General features: G+C 57.9%; 15 protein-coding genes and 1 pseudogene. 5 read left to right on the forward strand and 11 right to left on the reverse strand.

The window, feature by feature from the left end; all coding sequences use genetic code 11:
* Positions 1–48 precede the first annotated feature (48 nt).
* Complete coding sequence (locus FH08_RS0126285; RefSeq protein ID WP_031361223.1) at positions 49–1,293, reverse strand: DUF1479 domain-containing protein; 1,245 nt, start codon at positions 1,291–1,293, stop codon at positions 49–51.
* Between the two features lie 93 nt (positions 1,294–1,386).
* Between FH08_RS0126285 and FH08_RS0126290 the strand changes: the two genes are divergently transcribed.
* Complete coding sequence (locus FH08_RS0126290) at positions 1,387–2,358, forward strand: helix-turn-helix domain-containing protein (RefSeq protein WP_031361224.1); 972 nt, start codon at positions 1,387–1,389, stop codon at positions 2,356–2,358.
* A gap of 53 nt (positions 2,359–2,411) precedes the next feature.
* Here the strand turns inward: FH08_RS0126290 and FH08_RS0126295 are convergent, their stop codons facing one another.
* The 5 genes from FH08_RS0126295 to FH08_RS0126320 all read right to left on the reverse strand — a co-directional run bounded on the left by FH08_RS0126295 (position 2,412) and on the right by FH08_RS0126320 (position 8,702).
* Positions 2,412–4,403, reverse strand: a complete 1,992-nt coding sequence (locus tag FH08_RS0126295; protein WP_031361225.1) for a beta-galactosidase — start codon at positions 4,401–4,403, stop codon at positions 2,412–2,414.
* 62 nt (positions 4,404–4,465) lie between these two features.
* Positions 4,466–5,317 carry a carbohydrate ABC transporter permease gene (locus tag FH08_RS0126300; RefSeq protein WP_031361226.1) on the reverse strand — a complete coding sequence of 284 codons (852 nt, stop codon included), beginning with the start codon at positions 5,315–5,317 and terminating at the stop codon, positions 4,466–4,468.
* Between the two features lie 13 nt (positions 5,318–5,330).
* Positions 5,331–6,206 carry a carbohydrate ABC transporter permease gene (locus FH08_RS0126305; protein WP_031361227.1) on the reverse strand — a complete coding sequence of 292 codons (876 nt, stop codon included), beginning with the start codon at positions 6,204–6,206 and terminating at the stop codon, positions 5,331–5,333.
* An 87-nt stretch (positions 6,207–6,293) separates the two neighbouring features.
* Complete coding sequence (locus FH08_RS0126315; protein ID WP_031361228.1) at positions 6,294–7,526, reverse strand: ABC transporter substrate-binding protein; 1,233 nt, start codon at positions 7,524–7,526, stop codon at positions 6,294–6,296.
* 30 nt (positions 7,527–7,556) lie between these two features.
* Entirely contained in the window at positions 7,557–8,702 is a 1,146-nt protein-coding gene (locus FH08_RS0126320; RefSeq protein WP_031361229.1) for an ABC transporter ATP-binding protein, read from the reverse strand.
* A 264-nt stretch (positions 8,703–8,966) separates the two neighbouring features.
* On the opposite strand from FH08_RS0126320, the gene FH08_RS0126325 reads away from it, so the two are divergent.
* Positions 8,967–9,986, forward strand: a complete 1,020-nt coding sequence (locus tag FH08_RS0126325; protein ID WP_031361230.1) for a LacI family DNA-binding transcriptional regulator — start codon at positions 8,967–8,969, stop codon at positions 9,984–9,986.
* 231 nt (positions 9,987–10,217) lie between these two features.
* On the opposite strand, the gene FH08_RS0126330 is transcribed toward FH08_RS0126325, so the two are convergent.
* The 3 genes from FH08_RS0126330 to FH08_RS0126340 all read right to left on the reverse strand — a co-directional run bounded on the left by FH08_RS0126330 (position 10,218) and on the right by FH08_RS0126340 (position 13,838).
* Positions 10,218–11,270 carry an alpha/beta fold hydrolase gene (locus tag FH08_RS0126330; protein ID WP_031361231.1) on the reverse strand — a complete coding sequence of 351 codons (1,053 nt, stop codon included), beginning with the start codon at positions 11,268–11,270 and terminating at the stop codon, positions 10,218–10,220.
* 1,158 nt (positions 11,271–12,428) lie between these two features.
* Positions 12,429–13,337 carry a LysR family transcriptional regulator gene (locus FH08_RS50610; protein WP_075583378.1) on the reverse strand — a complete coding sequence of 303 codons (909 nt, stop codon included), beginning with the start codon at positions 13,335–13,337 and terminating at the stop codon, positions 12,429–12,431.
* 69 nt (positions 13,338–13,406) lie between these two features.
* Complete coding sequence (locus tag FH08_RS0126340; RefSeq protein ID WP_235210503.1) at positions 13,407–13,838, reverse strand: DUF4148 domain-containing protein; 432 nt, start codon at positions 13,836–13,838, stop codon at positions 13,407–13,409.
* A gap of 874 nt (positions 13,839–14,712) precedes the next feature.
* Here FH08_RS0126340 and FH08_RS0126355 point away from each other — a divergent pair.
* Complete coding sequence (locus FH08_RS0126355; RefSeq protein ID WP_031361234.1) at positions 14,713–15,174, forward strand: GNAT family N-acetyltransferase; 462 nt, start codon at positions 14,713–14,715, stop codon at positions 15,172–15,174.
* Positions 15,175–15,401: 227 nt separating this feature from the next.
* Here the strand turns inward: FH08_RS0126355 and FH08_RS0126360 are convergent, their stop codons facing one another.
* The gene (locus FH08_RS0126360) at positions 15,402–15,836 is read right to left on the reverse strand and encodes a GNAT family N-acetyltransferase (protein ID WP_031361235.1); all 435 of its coding nucleotides are present in this window, start codon (positions 15,834–15,836) and stop codon (positions 15,402–15,404) included.
* A 594-nt stretch (positions 15,837–16,430) separates the two neighbouring features.
* Between FH08_RS0126360 and FH08_RS0126365 the strand changes: the two genes are divergently transcribed.
* Positions 16,431–17,351 (forward strand): DMT family transporter, encoded by a 921-nt coding sequence (locus FH08_RS0126365; protein ID WP_051888563.1) that lies wholly within the window; start codon positions 16,431–16,433, stop codon positions 17,349–17,351.
* A 92-nt stretch (positions 17,352–17,443) separates the two neighbouring features.
* Positions 17,444–18,655 (forward strand): MFS transporter, encoded by a 1,212-nt coding sequence (locus tag FH08_RS0126370; RefSeq protein ID WP_031361237.1) that lies wholly within the window; start codon positions 17,444–17,446, stop codon positions 18,653–18,655.
* A gap of 146 nt (positions 18,656–18,801) precedes the next feature.
* Here FH08_RS0126370 and FH08_RS53545 read toward each other — a convergent pair.
* A pseudogene (locus FH08_RS53545) lies at positions 18,802–18,887 on the reverse strand (Crp/Fnr family transcriptional regulator); the annotation flags it as partial.

The raw sequence follows: 18,887 nt of genomic DNA on the forward strand, positions 1-18,887 counted from the left end.
ACCGCACAAGCGTGCTCGTCTTCATGCATGTCAGGCATCTTTGTCGATCTATAGGTCAAACCCAAGTTGCGTCTTGCCGAGCGCTGTCAGGTCGTCAGCCGTGGCGCGTCCGTTGAAATCCACTTCGAAATGATCAGTCGGAAAATCGGGCGGGCTTTCACCCTTCAGGAAGCTCGGCAACTGGCGCTTGAGGTAAGCGTCGTTTTTGGCGCACGCGGGCGCCGACGCGATGTACATCACATTGCTGTAACCCGCACCTCGGTGCTCGTCTTCGACTGCATGAATGACATCGCTGTGCCAAAACACGGTATCGCCCGCTTCCATTTTCGGAATCGACGACAGCGCCTCGAACAATGGCGCATGAAATTCCGGCTTGAGCGACAGCGCCCGCCCGGGCATGGCGCCGCACAGGTCGTCCTCTGCGACATCGTCCTGAAGCGCCCGAAGCAGGATGTACACCATCGAATCGGCGATGGGTACGAGTTGCAGTGTGCCGTCGCCCGGGCCTTGCGGCGTCAAGGCAGTCCAGCCCTGGAAGGTGCGGAACATCGAACAGACGGCTGGCGAGGCGATCTCCTGCACATCAGGTCGGAACGCCGCGTCGAACGGATCGTAGTCGCGCCAGTTCCCCTCGAACACGTGGCGGTACACCTTTCGGAAATTGCTTTCGATCCAGCGCTCGACGGACCCGCCATCGCAATGCGCGGACAAGCCGAGCGACGCGGAGCCCGGCGGCCTGCGACGCAGACGATCGGCATACGCGGGCACGCGCTCCGGATCGAAGTGCACGCGGCCCTCGCTTTCGTGGCGCCACAGACGGTTCAGGAACACGCGTGCCTCAGTCAGCAGCTCTGACTGACGGGCCAGCACTTGTGGCTTCGACCAGTACACGCCATAGATCTGCGGTTTGCTGGAAGCAAGCTGGCCAAAATATTTGTCCTCGGCACGGTTTTCCAGGCGCTTGTCGAGATTATTGCGCTCAACGTAGTTGGCAATATCCTCATCCCAACCCTGCACCAGCGCGCGCGGGAAGACGTTACGAATCACGCATGCGCCGCGCGCCTTGACGACCGCGATCTGGTCCGCGGTGACGCGCCGTTCGGTGATGTCGGAAAACTGAATTTCCGGTATTACGTCTTCTCCACGATCGCGCTGCCCGGCGATTCGCCTCGCCTCGGCGCTGATCGCTTCTTCGACTTCGGCGAAGACCTCCCGGTAGTTCGGCAACGCCGCGCGCAACTCCTTTTTCGCTTGCCGAATTGAGCTCGGCAGATCGTCAATGATTAACGCCATGATTGTCTCCGTCTGAATTTGATATGCCCGAGGATATGACGTGCATGCGCGCCCTGGTGATACTATTCAGGCAATCTATTTGCGTTTTCAGCCATGAAGCCAGCCTATGAGCACGTCGAGTTCGGCGAGGACTGTTCGCTGCGGGTTTACCATCGGCGGCTTCCACGTATTCCATTCGAGTGGCATCACCATCCGGAATACGAGTTGACGCTGACCATGAACAGTCACGGCAAGCGCTACATCGGCGACTCCGTCAACGAATATGAGGCTGAGGATCTCGTCCTCGTGCCGCCGGATCTGCCGCACACCTGGGCGTCGAATCGTTCGATCGATCCATCCTCCCCGCAAGTCGCCATCGTCATCTGGTTTGATGGCGATTGGGCGCGGCGTATGGCGGATTGCTGCCCCGAATACGAGCCGCTGCGCAAGCTGTTACGCAGGGCCGCGTGCGGGCTAGCCTTCGAGCCGCCTGCTGGCAAATCGATGCACGGCCGGCTGGAGCAATTACTATCGAGCGGGGCGCGCGAGCGCCTTAGCGCCGCCCTTGATATTTTGTGCACGCTCGCCGACGCGCCGGGCCAGCCGCTCGCCTCGCCGAGTGCTTTTAATCAGTCAAGCGCCGGCCCATCCGGCCACGAGCCCGAACGAATCAACCGGGTCCTTTCGATGATTGACGCGCGCTTTGCCGAACCCCTGCGACTGTCAGAGCTCTGCGCGGCTGCTAATCTGTCGGAACGTACGCTCACGCGTTACTTTGTTCAGCATATTGGTGAAAGCGTCGGTCGGTATATCGCCCGGGTTCGTATTGGTCACGCATGCCGGATGCTGGTTGACACGTCCCTGCCCGTTGCCGTCATTGCCGCTCGATCGGGCTTCGCGAACGTCGCCAATTTCAATCGGCAGTTCAGGGGCGCCAAGCAAACAACACCGGCCGAATATAGACGGCTGTTCGCGGCTGCAGGCTCTCAGGATAAGGACACAGCGGCTCGCTTGACCGAACGGTCCCCTTCGCTTCAAAGGACGCGGAAATTGGCCAGTGAGCGAAGCAGCGAAGAGACTGCTTAGCCGTACCGGACGTCGGCGAGACGTCCGGTCGGCGATGAACATGTCAAAGCACACTACATCTTGCCGAGACTCTGCAAGATCTCCACTCCCATAGCCTCAAGCACTAAACGCCTTGGCGCAACAAGCTGACTCAGCACACTTTGATACTCACCTTCCGGCAGTTCGACGACCTGTTCGTTCTTGGTCAGGTTGAGCACGAACAGCAGGTGACGCTCGCCAGCGGACCGAACGGAAACCTCGACGCCCGCCGGGAGATGCGGCATGACCGCGACATTCAAGGCAATCAAGATCCCCTCAAACCACGCTTTGTACCCGTGGTCCTCCAGCACCGTGCCGAGATAATAGGTGGTTCCCATCCCAAAGCGGTTCCTCGTCACTGCAGCGCGACCCGCAAAGAATTCGCTGGCATATGTCCCCACTGTCTCGGCCGTCGTCGGCGTGAGGACATCGCACCACTGCGTGCATTCGAACCTACTGTCTTCACCAAGCGCGACGAACTGCGTGTCATGACCCACCGGGTCATATTCATCGACCAGCACGCCGGCAAGCTCGCTCAACGGTCCTGGAAGTTGCGTCGGCAAGCACACGTTGTCCATGTTCTTGACGCCGGTCCGGGGCGTCAGGATCAACGTTCCGCCTCCCGCCACGTAGTCGGTCAGCGTCTTGACGATGTCATCGTTGATGAGAAACAGGAACGGCGCCACGACCAGCTTGTAGCGATGAATGTTCGAGGTCCAGTTGATGACATCCGTACCGACACCGAGCCTAAGGAAAGCCCGATGTATCTGCTTCAGGTTGGTAAGATAATCGAATCCGTCCGATTGCGGCTGGATCGTCAACGCATTGAGTTGCTCGTGCGAGAACAGGATCGCGACGTCGTTGACCACGCTCGTCCCCTCCAGCAGAGGCGACACCCGCCGCGCTTCCTCACTAAAGCGGACGAACTCGTCGAAGCGTCGTCCGGGCTTGCCGTGGTGGTCATGCAAGCCGTGCCAGAACTGCTCGGCGCCAATGCGAGCGGTGCGCCATCGAAACTGAACGATCGCGTCCGCGCCACGCGACACACTTTGCCAGGCGTGCGCGCGGATCATCCCCGGATAGGGGGTCCGCGACATCGGATGCCAGCAGCCCGGCGTACCGCTCAGCTGCTCCATCACCCAGAAATTTTTCTGCTTGAGGCCGCGCGTGAGGTCATGCGTCAGCGCGCCGTGATAGACGCGCGACTTGCTGTCGTTGACGAGATCGGTGCTGGGATAGTAGTCGACCGATGCAAAATCCATGCTGTCGAACAGGTCGTAGTAGTCGTTGAAGACCGGATAGCCCCATAGGTTATGCGTGACGAATTGTCCGCTGCAATTCTCGCGAATAATGCGCGCCTGGAACCGGTTGAAATCCGCGACCGAGTCCGAACAAAAACGCTTGTAGTCGAGCAGGTAGGACGGGTTCATGTGCGGCGAGCCGCCCAGCGGCGTGCTTACCTGGGACCAGTCGCTGTACTCGCCACTCCATACGACCGTACCCCACGCCCGGTTCATTGTTTCGAGGTCACCGTATTTCTTCTGCAGCCAGAGACGAAAATCGCTGATTGCGGCGTCGCTGTGACTGTCGTTGCCGATCATCTCGTTGTCGGTCTGCCATCCAATGACATGCGGATTCCTGCCGTAGTGCCGGGTCAGTTTTTCGACAATGATCTGCGTGTACCGGCGCAACGACGGGCTGTTGTAACAGCGGTGCAGCCGCACGCCGGGATAGACTGGCTGACGCTTGTTGTCCAGTGGCAGGACGTCTGGACACTTCGCCACCAGCCAGTTGGGCGGCGTTGCGGTCGGCGTACCGATGACAACCTGAATGCCACGCTGTCCGAGAACATCGATGGCATCGTCAAGCCAGGCAAAGTCGAATTGCCCCTCGGTCGGCTCCAGACGTGACCAGGCGAATTCCGCGAGCCGCACAAGCGTGATCCCCGCAGCCTGCATGCGCGCGGCGTCCTGTTCCCAGATCGCCCGGTCCCAATGCTCGGGGTAATAGTCGACACCGACCTTCATAAGCGTTTCCTGATTTGATGGGTAAACGCCGGACTCGAATGCCCGGCGCGAAGTGGAAGAATTCAGCCCTTGGTAGCGCCAAACGTGAGACCGGTCACGAAGTGCTTTTGCATGGCGAAGAAAATTGCGACGGACGGCAGTGCTGCCAGCAACGACCCTGCCGAGACGAGGTTCCACGAGGTGGTCCACTGCCCCTTCAGCGCAGCGACCCCGACTGTCAACGGCGCAGCGTCGTCGCCCTGCGTGAGACAGAGCGCCCAGAAATAGTCGTTCCACACGAAGGTGAAGACGAGGACCGCGAGCGCGGCAAGTGCGGGCCGGATCAACGGGAGCACAATCTTGTAGAACAGTTGCCATTCCGTCGCGCCTTCGACCCGGGCCGCTTCCACCAGTTCGTACGGCAACTCCTTGATGAAGTTGCGAAGAAACAAGGTGCAAAAACCCGTCTGAAAGGAGAGATGAAACAGGATGAGCCCACCGACCGTATTGAACAGTCCGAGCCTCAGGGTCAAGTCGCGTACCGGGATCATCAGGATCTGGATCGGCACGAAATTGCCGGCTACGAAGGTCGCCAGAACGGCCGCGCTGCCCTTGAACGGGTAGGTCGCCAACGCGAAACCTGCCATCGCCGAAAGCACGATTGCGCCGAACACCGAGGGGAACGTGATGAGACAACTGTTCCATGCATAGTGGAGCATCGGCGAGTCGACCAGCACGGTCCGGTAGTTCTGGAACGCGGCGAAGTCGTGCGGCCATCCCCAATAATTGCCCTGCATCAATTCATCGGAGGAGCGGATGGAGGTGACCAGCACGGCTAACAGGGGCAACAGCCAGATAATCAACGCAACCGGCAAAGATATCTTGTACAGCACGCGGTTCGATGGTTTCCAGCTGGCGACGGGTAAGGGGTACATGGATGCTCCTGAATCAGTTGTCCGAGCGCAGCAAGCGCCGCAGCTGATAGACGATGAAGACCAGCATGATGAGGAACAGCACAACCGCAATCGCCGCCGAATAGCCGTAACGGAAGTACTTGATCGCCTGGTCGTACATGAAGTAAGCAAGGACGGTCGAACTGTCGAACGGGCCGCCGCCGGTCATGACGGAGATCAGGTCGAAGCTGCGCAAGGCGCCGATCACAGTCAGCGTGATCGCCATGAACGTTGCCGGGCGCAACTGGGGCAGCACCACGTGCCACAGCAGGGTCCAGCCGCGTGCGCCTTCCAGGCGGCCGGCCTCAATGACCTCGGGGTTGATGCCGGTCAGGCTCGTCAGGAACAGGATCATGCAGAACGGAATCTGCACCCAGAGCGCGGCAACAATGATCCCGGGCGTGGCCATATGCTCGTTGCCGAGCACCGGCACACCGTGTCCGATCAACACCTTCAGCAAGCCGAACGAAGGGTCGTAGAACCAGCTGAAAACAAGACCGATCACGACACCCGACACCACGAACGGCGAAAAGAACAAGGACTTGATGATCCGGATGCCGCGTACTTTCTGATTCAGATAAAGCGCAAGCAACAATCCGATCGGCGGCGCAAGCAACAGCAGGACAAGCCAGATCACGTTGTTCAACACTGCCGTAGAGAACGTGTCGGAGTGCAGCAGTTCACGGTAGTTCGCCAGGCCCACGAAGGTTCGCGCGCCTACTCCGTCCCAATCGTAGAAGCTCAACACAATGCTGCTGAAGATCGGGTAGATCACATAGATCAAGAACATCGCGCACGCGGGCGCGAGGAACAGCAGCGCCGAGCGCCGGCGGCGGCGCGCGAGCGGTGACGCACTGATGGATACGGACATGACCAAGCTCGGTGATGCGCGCCGAGGCGCGCTGCGTAAGTTGAACAATCGCTTCCGCGGCACACGATGGCGCCGCAACGCTGTGCATCATTTCTTGTAGATGCGCATGCGGGTCTCTTCGAGGTGAGCCAGCACCTGATCAAGCTTGGACGGGTCGCTGAAGAACCGCTGCATGCCCTTCATGCCTTCATCGGCCATTTCCTTGGTCATGTCGCGATCGTAGAACTGGGCGATGCCGCCCTTGGTATTCGACAGGATCTCGAAACCCTTCTTGGTAAAGAGATCGTTCGATACCGTCGCTTGATTGTTGGCCGGCAGCGACCCAAATGCCTTGGCAAGACGTCCTTCAATCTCGGGCGTGCCGACAAACGCGAGGAAGCGCCGTGCATCGGCTTTGTTCTTCGCCTTGGCTGGAATGTTCAGGCAATCCGCCGAGCCATCTTCAGCCACAGGAATCTTGGGGTCGACGATCGGAAACTGGAAATACCCCATCTGCGACTTGACCGGGTCGGGCAAGCCAGCGGAGATGAACGAGCCCATCAGCATCATCGCGGCCTGACCCTGGATCAGCAGAGGCTGAGCGGAATCGAGCGTGTAGGACAGACCGTTGTCGACAAAATATTTGTTGTCGATCAGCACCTTCCACGCTTCGTACACCTTCTTCACGCGTGCATCGGTATAAGGAATTTTGCCGTCCATCAACTGCATGTGAAACGCGTAGCCGTTCATGCGGAGATCGAGATAGTCAAACCACGCTGCGAGTGGCCATGAATCGCGCCCGCCGATGGAGATCGGCGCAATGCCGGCCGCCTTGAGCTTCTTGCAGTCATCGAGAAATTCAGCCCAGGTCTTGGGTTCTCCCTGAATCCCCACCTTCGCGAAGAGGTCCTTCCTGTAGAAAACTCCCCAGGAGAAGTAGTCCGTAGGCAATGCGTACTGCTTACCTTCGTACGAGGACGGTTCTTTCAGGGAGGCAAAGCTCGTATTCCAGCCGTTCTTCTGCCAGTCCGGCGAGAGGTCCTCCAGCAGGCCGCGCTCGACGTAATAACGCATCCGTTCGCCTTCATGCCACCTGACAATATCCGGCGCCTCGGAGATCAGCCAGCCGGGCAACTGGACCTTGTAGGCCTCTTCCTCAATGTAGGCGATCTTGACCTTGACGTCAGGATTGGCCTTTTCGAATTCGGCTACCGTGGTCTCCCAGAATGCGCGCTGATTCGCTCCTTTGAACGCCATATTGACAGTCAATGTGCCGGCATGAACGGTGGCGGCAAAACTCAGTGCGGCGCAAAGCAACGACAAGCGGAATCGGTTCTGCATGGTTTGTCTCCTGGTGTTGGTTGAGCCCGCTCAGACGGCGTGGCCTTCTTCGGTAAAGAGATGGCATGAAGCGGGGTCCGGTGCGAGGTGAACCGCTTCGCCGGAGCGCAACAGCGTATTGCCCTGCAGTTTGACGAGAAGCGTTGCCCCGTCCGCTTCGCTGCAATGGAGGTAACTCTGCTCGCCAAGCCGCTCGACGAGCGACACCGTGCGCGTCAGCGTCGAGCCGGCGTACTGAGGCCCGTTCCTTTCTGCCTCGCCCGAAGCGAGCAACGCGATGTGCTCCGGCCGCACGCCCAGCATCACTGCTTGCCCTGGCGTCAGGCCTGCGCCTGCCCGCTCGATCCGGACGTCTTCGCGGGAAGCGCTTAACGTCACGGTCGTGTGCGCCCCTTCTATCTTGCTGACCGTGGCCGGCAGGAAATTCATCTGGGGAGAGCCGATGAAACCCGCTACAAAACGGCTGTTCGGCCGCAGATACAGGTCCATGGGCGTGCCGACCTGGGCGATGCTTCCCGATGCCGATGCCGATGCGTCACGGCTGACATTGAGCAAGACGATCTTGTCGGCCAGCGTCATGGCCTCGACCTGGTCGTGCGTCACGTAGACGGTGCTCGCCTCGCTAAAGCGGCGATGGATTCGTGCAATTTCGACGCGAGTCTGACCGCGCAACGTCGCATCGAGATTCGAAAGAGGTTCGTCGAACAGGAAGACACCGGGCTCGCGCACGATGGCCCGGCCAATCGCCACGCGTTGCCGCTGACCACCGGACAAGGCCGCTGGCTTGCGATTCAACAAGGGTCCAAGCTCCAGGATCTTCGCGGCTTCCTGTACCTTGCGCTCCACCTCTGGCGCCGGAAGCTTGGCCAGTTTTAGCCCAAAGCTCATGTTCTCGGCGACCGTCATATGCGGAAACAAGGCATAGCTTTGAAACACCATCGCTACGCCGCGTTTTGCCGGCGGCACGGTATTCACGACGCGGCCACCGATCGAAATCTCACCAGCGCTCGGGTCTTCCAACCCGGCGATGATGCGAAGAAGTGTCGACTTTCCGCAGCCGGACGGCCCGAGGAACACGCAGAACTCATCGTGTGCAATCTCGAGATTTACATCCCGAAGCACCGGCGCATGCTCTCCGAACGCCTTCGAAATGCCCTGCAAAGATATCGCTGCCACTGCGTCTCCATTTTTTGGTTTAACGTTAAATCAAATTTCGCTAAAAATACGGCCTGGAGGCCGTGTGGAAATTCGATCAACGTGGTTGTGCAGGAGCAAATTAGCAGTGTGCGGTACGATTGGCAAGAATTTTTTTAGCGCAATCGACACCGTTGGTCGGCCGGAAGCGTTGGTAACATTGCCGTCTGGCATGACAATAAAGGCAGTCGTAAGTTGTGACCACTGCAGATTCTGGGAAATCGAATGGCTAAGCGGGAAAGGCTGATGGCGACGATCAAGGAGGTCGCGGCATTGGCAGGCGTGACTCCAACGACCGTAACGAACGTGCTGCGAAACCGCGGCCGGGTAGGCGACGCGACGCGTGAGCGGGTCTTGGAGGTGGTCGCGGCGCAGGGTTACCGTCCTAATCTGAACGCGCGTGCGCTGGTGGAACGCCGCGCACCTACGCTTGCGCTCATGCTGGGTTGCATCACGAACCCGTTCTATCCGGAGTTCACACTGCAAGCAAACAATGCGGCTCGCCGGCACGGCCGTTTTTTATTGGTTTGCAATACTGATTATGAGCCGGATGGCGGAACACGGTTTCTTGCGGATGTCGCGGGCTCATTGTCGGACGGCATTTTGGTGGCGAACAACGGCGATCTGCGGATTGACGAATTGAAAGCCATTCAGGCAACTGGTACTCCCGTGGTTGTTTCGATCTGGGAACTTCCAGACGATCCGCCCGGGGTTCCGTGCGTTGCCTTTGACTCCCGCAAGGCTGGCTTTATCGCGGCGGATCACCTGCTGGAACTTGGGCATCGCCGCATTGGCGCAGTGGTTGGCAGCGCGAAAAACGGCATTCACGGTGGCCGCTATCAAGGGTTTCGCGATGCCCTGCGCGCGCAAAAGGTCAAGCACGTCCTGGCCGATGCGCGGTTCTGCAGCGACTCGTTCCAAAGCGGCTTCGACGCTGCGCTCGACTTGTTGTCCGCTCGCCCGGACTTGACGGCTTTGTTCGTCTCAAACGACCTTCCCGCTTTGGGTGCGTTAAACGCCGCGGCCTCGCTCGGATTGAATGTCCCCAACGACCTGTCCATTGTCAGCGTGACTAACATCGAACTGGCGAGTCAATCCAGACCGTCACTCACCACCGTGGCCATTCCTACGGCTGAAATGGCCGAGCAAAGTGTCGAGTTGCTGCTCAAGCTCATCGCCAACACTCCAGATGTAGCCCCGGTTATTCGGACCGCCGACCCGGTGTTGGTCAAACGCGATTCCACCGCTCTGGTACGGAAGAGTTAGCGCCCTCCTCTCCGGCGTTCATCAGACGTGCGTCGTGTCGGCCGGCACGTGTTCGGCCAGAAAGGCCGTTGGCGAGCTCGTCCCAGTCTTCGCGAATGTCGGCTTCAGCGTCACTAATATGTCGCTGTCGACCGGGTCCCTCCCCGGCCGCAAGACGCGGCCGTGCAGAGCGGTTGGCGCTACGGGTTCTTCCCCTAAGCGGGGAAGCGGCGCTACGTTAGGAAAATCGACTCAAGCCTTGTCGACGTCGATGATTGCCTTCGCGAAGGCTTCTGGTGCTTCCTGTGGGAGATTGTGTCCTATGCCGCCTGCGATGTTGCGATGTTCATATTTCCCCACGTACTTCTTGGCATAGGCGCTGGGGTCGGCATGCCCCGCGCCGTTCGTGTCGCCCTCCAACGTAATTGTTGGCGCTGAGATGGTTGGAAACGTCGCGATCTCCGCTTCCAAACCATCATATTTCTTCTCGCCCGGTTCCTGGCGGAGGTACCAACGATAGTTGTTGAGAGAAATCCGAACGAAATCCGGATTTTCAAAAGCTTGTGCGGCACGTTCGAAGGTTTCATCGTCGAATGCCCACTTTGGTGAAGCCTGCTGCCAAATCAGTCGATTGAAGTCCTTGGTGTACTTCGCATACCCAGCCTCTCCGCGGTCGGTAGCGAAATAGAATAGATACCACCAACGGTTCTCCGCGCTTGGCGGCAGCGGCATCGCGATGGCGGCTTGGCTAGCAACGACGTAGCCGCTCACCGCAACGAGGGCCTTGACGCGCTCGGGCCACAGAAAAGCCACAATATTCGCTGTTCTGCTACCCCAGTCGAACCCTCCAAGAATAGCTTTGTCGATCTTGAGAGCATCCATGAAATTGATGGCGTCCATTGCGACCGCAGCCGGTTGGGCGTTGCGCGGCGTTGTTGCGGAGAGGAAGCGCGTCTCCCCATAGCCTCGCAAATACGGGATGAGCACGCGGTAGCCCGCGTCCGCGAGTATCGGAACGACATCGACAAACGAGTGGATGTCGTAAGGCCATCCATGGAAAAGCACTACTGGAGGACCGTCAGCCGGCCCGACCTCGGCATAGGCAATGCTGAGTACGCCTGCGTTGATGTGCTTCAGTGGACCGAAGGTATTTTTTTTCGCGGTCGCCGTTCCAGATACAGGACTGCGGGTGGTGTCGCTTGATTGTGCACGCGCCGTCCCAATAGTCCCAAGCTGGGCAGCGACTAAACCCAGCGCCGATACTCCTAATAAGTTACGACGGGATTTGTTGAAATCAACTGACATTAGATACTCCTTATAACGCTGACTGCGGGTAATTAGTCATGTTGGAGTGAATTCCAAACATGTTCACTTCAAAGTGGATTTGTATGCCAACGCATCAAACGGATGGTCTGATACGGAGCATCGCAAATCCGTCAGGAGCAAGAGTGTTACTGCAAGTTGCCGCGAGTGCTTCTTCACTTACAAACACCCGCCCTTCCCGGTAGCGCATACAACATATCGCCTCTTAGGAAATTTTAGAGCCTTTCACAACGACGTTCATTAGCTCACAACTTGACACGTACTACGAACTACTTTTTAACCACGTCACTTAGAATAACTGATGGATGTTCGTCGATGAGTGGAATGTACAGTCGCGCTGAAACATACTACTGGCCTACATCAAATTCGAAAGGATTGGTGTCCACTTTGCGCATACGTGAAAAGAGCCTACTAGTCCGGACGAACCAGTGCTTACGAAAGCCAGCGGTGAAGATGCCGGGCCAGATAGCCGTTCACGACATCGAAGAACTGTGGTTGCAGCGACGCAGTGACCGACCTGCAGCTGCCCGTTCCGATCGAACGCCGTCCAGTTGATGGCGCTGGTTCGCCTCGACAACAGTACCAGTTAAAAACGGCTCGTTTGCGCAATAAATCCGATCCTGCGTTTCGCGCTTTTCTATCTCGCCTCGCGTTGCTATTCTTGTGCGTTGAACGACAATGCCGTGTGTGATGCCACCGAGACAGCTCGCGACATCCGGGGCGCAGAGCACGCCGTCCGTCACGCGAAAACGTCCTCCCCGGTGCGCGCTGTAACATGCCCTTCGGTGCCGGGCAACAGTGCTTCGTCATATCCCGATCGCTTAACAGCAGGTGAGCCAGAATCGAGCTTCCATGCCCATCTCAGTCTTGCAATTTCGATGAGCAGAGACTAACCCCGAATTCTCCGAGTGAAAAGACAACAATCGCTAGCGGGTGAAAACGAAATGTTTTCACCCGCTAGCGATTGTCTGGATATGCCGCGCCGGGGTGCCTTGCACGGTGCACATAGCGAGGTTCGCCGGTTGATCATCGTACGGCTGTTTTGCAACCGTGGTTGAAGGTACGGCTGCTTAGTTTCAGTCTTGATGTGCAGCAAGTTCCGGCCGACAAAAGCATTAAACAGATCTGACTTGAACGCCTTCAAGTCGCAAGCGGTTGTGCTGCAGCCGTTAGGCATTCGATGAACCGCTGCACTGCAGGCGTCGGCAGTGCCCCCCGTCGACAAACGATGGCAACGGCAACTGCAGGTAAATTGTCGGAAACGCGTACCACTTGCAGGCCATGCGGCACGCAATGTGAATTGAAAAGTGGCTGTGTGAACAGACTAACTGTTTCGGTAGAAATGGCCAGCCCCAGGCCAACTGCGAACGACTGGTCATGAATGATTTGACGAGGTCGTGCCAGACCGTTACTGCAAAAGATCGCATTGCCAAGCTCATCACCATGATAGCCATATGATTGCAAGCACCACCTGTCGTCCAATAGAGCGGATAGGCAGCTCGCATCTTTTCTGGGATGCCCGTGCCTGACACCTATGACGACGGAGCATTTGAACAGGACAAGAGACTCAAACTCGCTCAGAAAGGGGTGCTCGGGTTCATCGAGCAAGTGAGTGACGATGAGGTCCAGCGTGCCATCACGCAAGCCATCCATCCCCGGCGTAGGACTATTTTCCGAAAGTTCAATTTGGGCGCCGGGCATTTGCGCGGTGAAGAGGTCGAATGCCCTTGGCAGTACAGTCATCGCTACAGTAGGGCTGACTGCAAGCGCGACTTTCCCTGCTGCACCGTGCTTGATGCGGCTAAGTTCTTCGTGCGTTTTTCGTATTTCTTCCAGCAGGAGCCGCGCGCGAACCTCGAGCGCTTCGCCAAACTCCGTCAGTTCGATCCCTGCCGCGCTACGACGCACTAGCGGAACCGCAAGATCGGACTCGAGTTCGCGCACTATGCGGGTTATCGCTGGCTGGGTGAGACCCAATGCGCGAGCGGCGCCGCGGATACTTTTATGTCGTGCTACGGCAACGAATGCACGCAACTGATGATTCTTCATGCATGGTCTCCGTGCAACGCTAAGCACATTTTTAAGAAACGCTGACGAGGCAGCACGTCCCGACAGATTTCAGTGACCGAAGTAAATTGGCTCGGCCCCGCCACCGCCTGAGCGACTCGACGCGGTGGCGACGCCCAATGCTGAGTTGCCAATGAGCGTACCTCCGAAGCTGCTCGTCTCGCGGCTTCGCGCTGCGATGCGCGCTTCGGCTGCCTGAATGTCGGCGGGATAATCCGGATCCGCTAGGCGACCTGGGTTGTACCCGGCCTGTTCGAGTTGGACGAGTTCAGCGCGAACTTCTGCTCGGCTTGTGGGTCCGTTCGCCTGCGCGAACGAGGCGATCGGAGAGGCGAGCGGAGAGGCGAGCGGAGAGGCGAGCGGAGAGGCGAGCGGAGAGGCGAGCGGAGAGGCGAGCGGAGAGGCGAGCGGAGAGGCGAGCGGAGAGGCGAGCGGAAAGGCGAGTGCAGCGGCGAGAACGACGGCTTGAATGAACAATGTCACAGCAGTTACCTTCGGAGTTTGGCTTGTGGCAGGGGGAATTTACCGATGCCTGGGTGCCACGGCGCAGCTCCGACTTCGAGCTGCGGAGTGGGATCCTTGTGCTTCCGGCGTCGATGCATTAAAACTCGCGAAGGTATCTGGCTTGTGTAGGGAAACAGTTCAAATGCAACACTCTGTATCGCCTCGGCCGCTAGATACATTGCGACACAGACCCCGATCAAACTCTCCAGCACGTTCCCTCTTGGAAAAACCGCAACCCTCTGTGGCAACATCAGGCATGTCGTCAGCCACGTAGGACACGCTGGAAAAACTGTTCGCCATCCATCCCCCAGCCCGCCAGCAAACCGAGCGTACCTTGCTGTATGGACGGGCCTTGGCTACGATTGGCGCATCAGGGTCAACTTCTGCCCGGCGTTCAGCCTGTTCTGGACCACCACGCCGTTACTGCTGGCGGGGCCTGCGTTCAGGCTGTCGCAAGGAGGAATCGCCCTGTTCGCGTTGCCGGTCGCTACGCTATCCTACTTTTTGACAGATCGCTTTCCAATACCTGCCTGACGATGACTCAACGCGTTCTGCTGGCAGCTTTCCATTCGACGACATGTCGCGGCGCTCGGAGCTTTTAGCCGACGCTGCGCCCTAGCATGGAAGCGTCTGGACATATCAGGTGTCGATGGTATTTCCCGGTTTTGAATTCGACGGCCGACCGACTCATGCGGGTCAGATTGCATAAACTGGAGTACCGCCTACCGGAAGTAACGAAGCGAGCGTTCGGCGTCGTCATTGCGATGGTCGTCCCTTGACCTCGGTTGACATTACGGCACATGATCCGGGGTTAGTAACGGGGGCATTTGATTCAACATTTAGAGGACTTCGCGTGAAATTGACGTTCGAAAGCACTGCGCACAGCGACGCGGAAACGCTGGTTCGGATGCGCATCGCGGCGATGAGGGAGAGTCTTGAACGTATCGGTCGCTTCGACCCCCAGCGAGCGCGCGATCGCTTCATATCGTCATTTGACCCAAGCCTGTGCAAATTTATTTTGATTGACGGCGTATCCGTGGGCTTCGTAGTGGTGCGACGCGCCGAGAATCATCTGGCGTTGGACCATTTGTACGTTGTGCCGGAGCATCAGGGAAAAGGGATCGGCTCATCCGTTCTCGGTTCTGTCCTGCAAGACGCTGACACACAGTTGCTCACGGTTAAACTCGGGGCGCTTCGTGACAGCGACTCAAATCGGTTCTATCAGCGCCACGGATTCGTGAAAGAGGGAGAAGCAGAGTGGGATATCTACTATGCTCGCACGCCCGTGCCGCGGCAGCGGAGCGACCATGCCTGAACGTCCGGTATGAGCGGGACGGGGTGCTTTGCATCGCCTACGAAAGTTTGATTTGAGATCGGAGTCTCCCCAAGCGTGACGCAGTGCCGAGATTCTTAGTCCGGCCAAATTCAGTCGTTCGACAGCGGTGCGCAGATCGTCGACAAACCGTCCGGCGCGTGGCGCGGTGGATGCTATCGTCAGGCACGCGCCAATTGACGAGGCAGGTGTGAAGTGGCGGACATGCGTCAAGATGGCTTGTAGACGTCCGGTCGCAAAACCTCCATGAAACGCCATGCGTTCCCGAGTTCGGTGAAGCCGAACTGCGCATAGAGCGAATGCGCGTCCGATGTCAGCAGCAGAAGACGGCGAAGGCCCGAAAGATCCGGGTGTTGCATCACTTCGTGCATCAGCCATTTCGACAAACCTTTGCCCCGGTGCGCCTCCAGAATGAACACATCGGCGACGAGTGCAAACGTTGCCCTGTCGGTGACGACGCGAGCCAAGCCGACCTGCACCGCCGCATAATAGACGCCGAAGCACAGCGAATTAGCGATCGAATTTTCGACGACCGATCGAGGTATGCCAGCGGCCCAATACGAATCTTCCGACAGAAACCTGAAAATCATTTCGTGGTCGAGGCGCGCTGCTTCAGTCGAAATTTCGTATCCAGCGATAGTCATGGTCACGGTGCCGTTCTCGTGGAGTTGGCGATGGGCGACAAGCTTCGTCAGGTAACTATCAAGCCGCATCGACAGGTGCGCTATCGCCTGTTAGTGGCGCCTCCACCGTGAGTCAACCTGACTCCAGGCTCAACAGGTCTATCGAACATTCTGAAGGCGAGGCCCTTCGTTTGACATGTACAGTGCCTTTGCTCTTACCAACACAGTTGCATTCACCCATGTGATACAGGAGGGCCGGCATTGAAGATCGAGCGCATCCACGCACCGCAAGCGTAGCCAGTGGCAAACCGGTACACCCCTCACCGAGTGTTGAATGGCCGCTTCCCCGGAGCGCGACCGACCGCTCAGATGGCGGCCCACGCCGCCAGTTCAACGTCGGACCGGGTTCGACAGATTCCCTTGAGCCCATTTGACGGCATGGTGCCTATCCCTAGAAGCGCTCGCCAATACTGTGCTTGTTGTGAATCTCCACCATCGATGCGGCCTCCAGATCGCGGCCGATGCGTCCTACGGCGATGCCGCTTTCGTTCTATCAGCGGATTTCGGGCTTTGATCTACTGACGAACAACATCATTGGTTGGCGAGGCATGCATGATGAAACTCACCAAGGCTGCCTTCGTCCTTCTCGGCTTCATCTGGGGATCAAACTTCATCTACATGAAGTGGGCCGTGACCCTGATCAGCCCGATGCAGATCGCCTTTTTGCGGGTACTTTTCGGCTTCCTGCCGCTGGCGCTTGCCGCATGGCATCAGGGAGTGATCAACCGTAGCCAGTTGCGTCATCTGCCGCACTTTTTCGTCATGGGTGCTGTTGCGACAGCGTTCTACTATGTTGCCATTGTGAAAGGCACTGCGCTTCTCCCTTCAGGCACCGCAGGCGTTTTGGGTGGTTCCATTGCACTATTCACCGCTATCTTCTCGCTATTGCTCCTGCGAACAGAGAGAGTGAACGGGTTGATGGCGATCGGCGTGGTTCTCGGGTTTGCCGGCATTGTTCTGATTGCGCGGCCTTGGGAAGGTGCAGCCAACCCCATCGATCTTGCCGGCGTTTTCTGGATGTTGGCAGGGGCGATCATCCTCGGGCTGTCGTATGTCTACGTCCGCCGTTTTCTGTCGCCATTCAACCTCCCGCCCTTGGCGTTGGCCACGTGGCAGATAGGCCTGGCCCTGCTTATACTTACCTTGCTCACCGACTTCACCGGGATAGGGCACATACTTCACGATTGGCAAGCGGCCGCCGGTGTCGTGATCGGACTTGGTATCCTCGGAACCGGAATCGCTTTTTTGATCTACTACTTCCTGCTGCAGGAGCTAGGTGCAGTTGCCGCTTCGGGCTCGACTTACATTACACCTGCCGTTGCGCTTCTAATTGGCTGGGTCGCCGGAGAAAAGGTTGGCGTTTTGGAAGTGAGCGCCATCGCCTTGATTCTTGCCAGTATCGCGATGCTGCAGATTGGACGACAACAAGCAGCCCGCGAGACGGAACAAGGACGCACCGCCACCGCTCGCTGTTAGGCTCGATACCGCCGCCTGAATCACCGACAATCTGCTTGTTGAGCGTACTGGTCACCCATTAAGTCCCAATCTCCTTTGACGGCGGACAGTCGATGCGAATACCTTCATTCGACAGAAAAATCTCGGTTCCACTCCTGGTATTGTCTGTGACGCAGATAATCGGATGGGGAACCGTCGGCTTACCCGCAATCGTAGGCAGGCAGATGGCCGATGACCTCAAGATGGACATCCCGTCCGTCTTTGCGGGCACCTCTGTACTTTATGTTGTCATGGGACTCTGGGCGCCCTTTCTGGCTAAAGCGTTTGCTCGCTTTGGCGCCAGGCGCATCATGATCGGCGGCACAATTGTGGCGGCCCTGGGGTTCTTGTTGCTCGCGTGGTGTAAGGGACCCCTTTTATATTTCGCCGGTTGGGTGACGCTTGGAACAGCGGGTAGCGCAACGCTCTCGACCGCTGCCTATATCATGTTGAACGAGCTCGCCGGACAGAATGCGAAACGCGCGATCGGCGCGCTAATGTTGCTCACGGGCTTGTCGAGCAGTGTTTTTTGGCCGATAGCCTCACTTCTTGCAAAGGCTTTTGGATGGCAAGCGACGTGCGAGATTTACGCCGGAACGATGTTGCTCGTCTCCCTCCCGCTCTACGTCTTCGGACTACCGGCCAAGACCGCGCCAGCCAATCGAAACCTTCGCGATATATCGGACACCACAGTCAACGTTCCCAAGCATAAAAGTACGTTTTATTTGATTGCGGCAGCAATCACGTTGAACGCGTTTGTCACATTTGGGTTCAGCGCCATATTTATTGAATTGCTCAAAGCTGTCGGATTACCGACACCTCAGGCTGTCGCTTTTGGGTCAGCGCTCGGCGTGATTCAGGTTGGTGCAAGAGCAGTGGATTTTCTGGGGGGCGGCAAGTGGGATGGCATCTCGACCGGTATCTTTGCGGGCATCGCGCTTCCGGTGGCGATGGCGCTGCTCATCGTGGGCAACGGGTCACATTCCGCGGTCGCGATTTTCGTTGTCCTCTATGGCCTGGGGAGTGGAGCACTCGCCGTTGCCCGCGCAACAATACCGTTGGTATTTTATGACAAGGCCGACTATGCATCGGCGGCATCGCGCATCGCTCTTCCTCTAAACGTAATCTCGGCAGTGTCACCACCGCTTTTCATCGCGTTGTTGACTCGGTTCGGTATCGACATTTTGCTAGAGGTTGCCATTTTGTCTTCCGCAACGGCATTCCTTCTGCTGTTGCTTCTCATGCGCCGAAGACCCGCGCTTGATAATGCCTCGCCTGCAGCATGACTTGTAAAAGAAGCATCGTCGCGACGCCCGACTCTGGAGACGGTCCTTGTCGGCCAATCCAAGCCGAGGGGCGCGATCGTCCAACCTGCGCAATGTAAAGGTGGATGATCTGCCCGCGATGGGAGCGCTCTTCTTTTGGGCATTCCTTAGCAGACTTCCTCGGTCTGACGCACGCGCGGCAGCATACGGTCGAACTCGCGCTTGACGATGCCATAGCATTCGCACGCACGGG

The organism is Caballeronia sordidicola (genome assembly GCF_000729995.1).
Taxonomy (GTDB): Bacteria; Pseudomonadota; Gammaproteobacteria; order Burkholderiales; family Burkholderiaceae; genus Caballeronia; species Caballeronia sordidicola_A.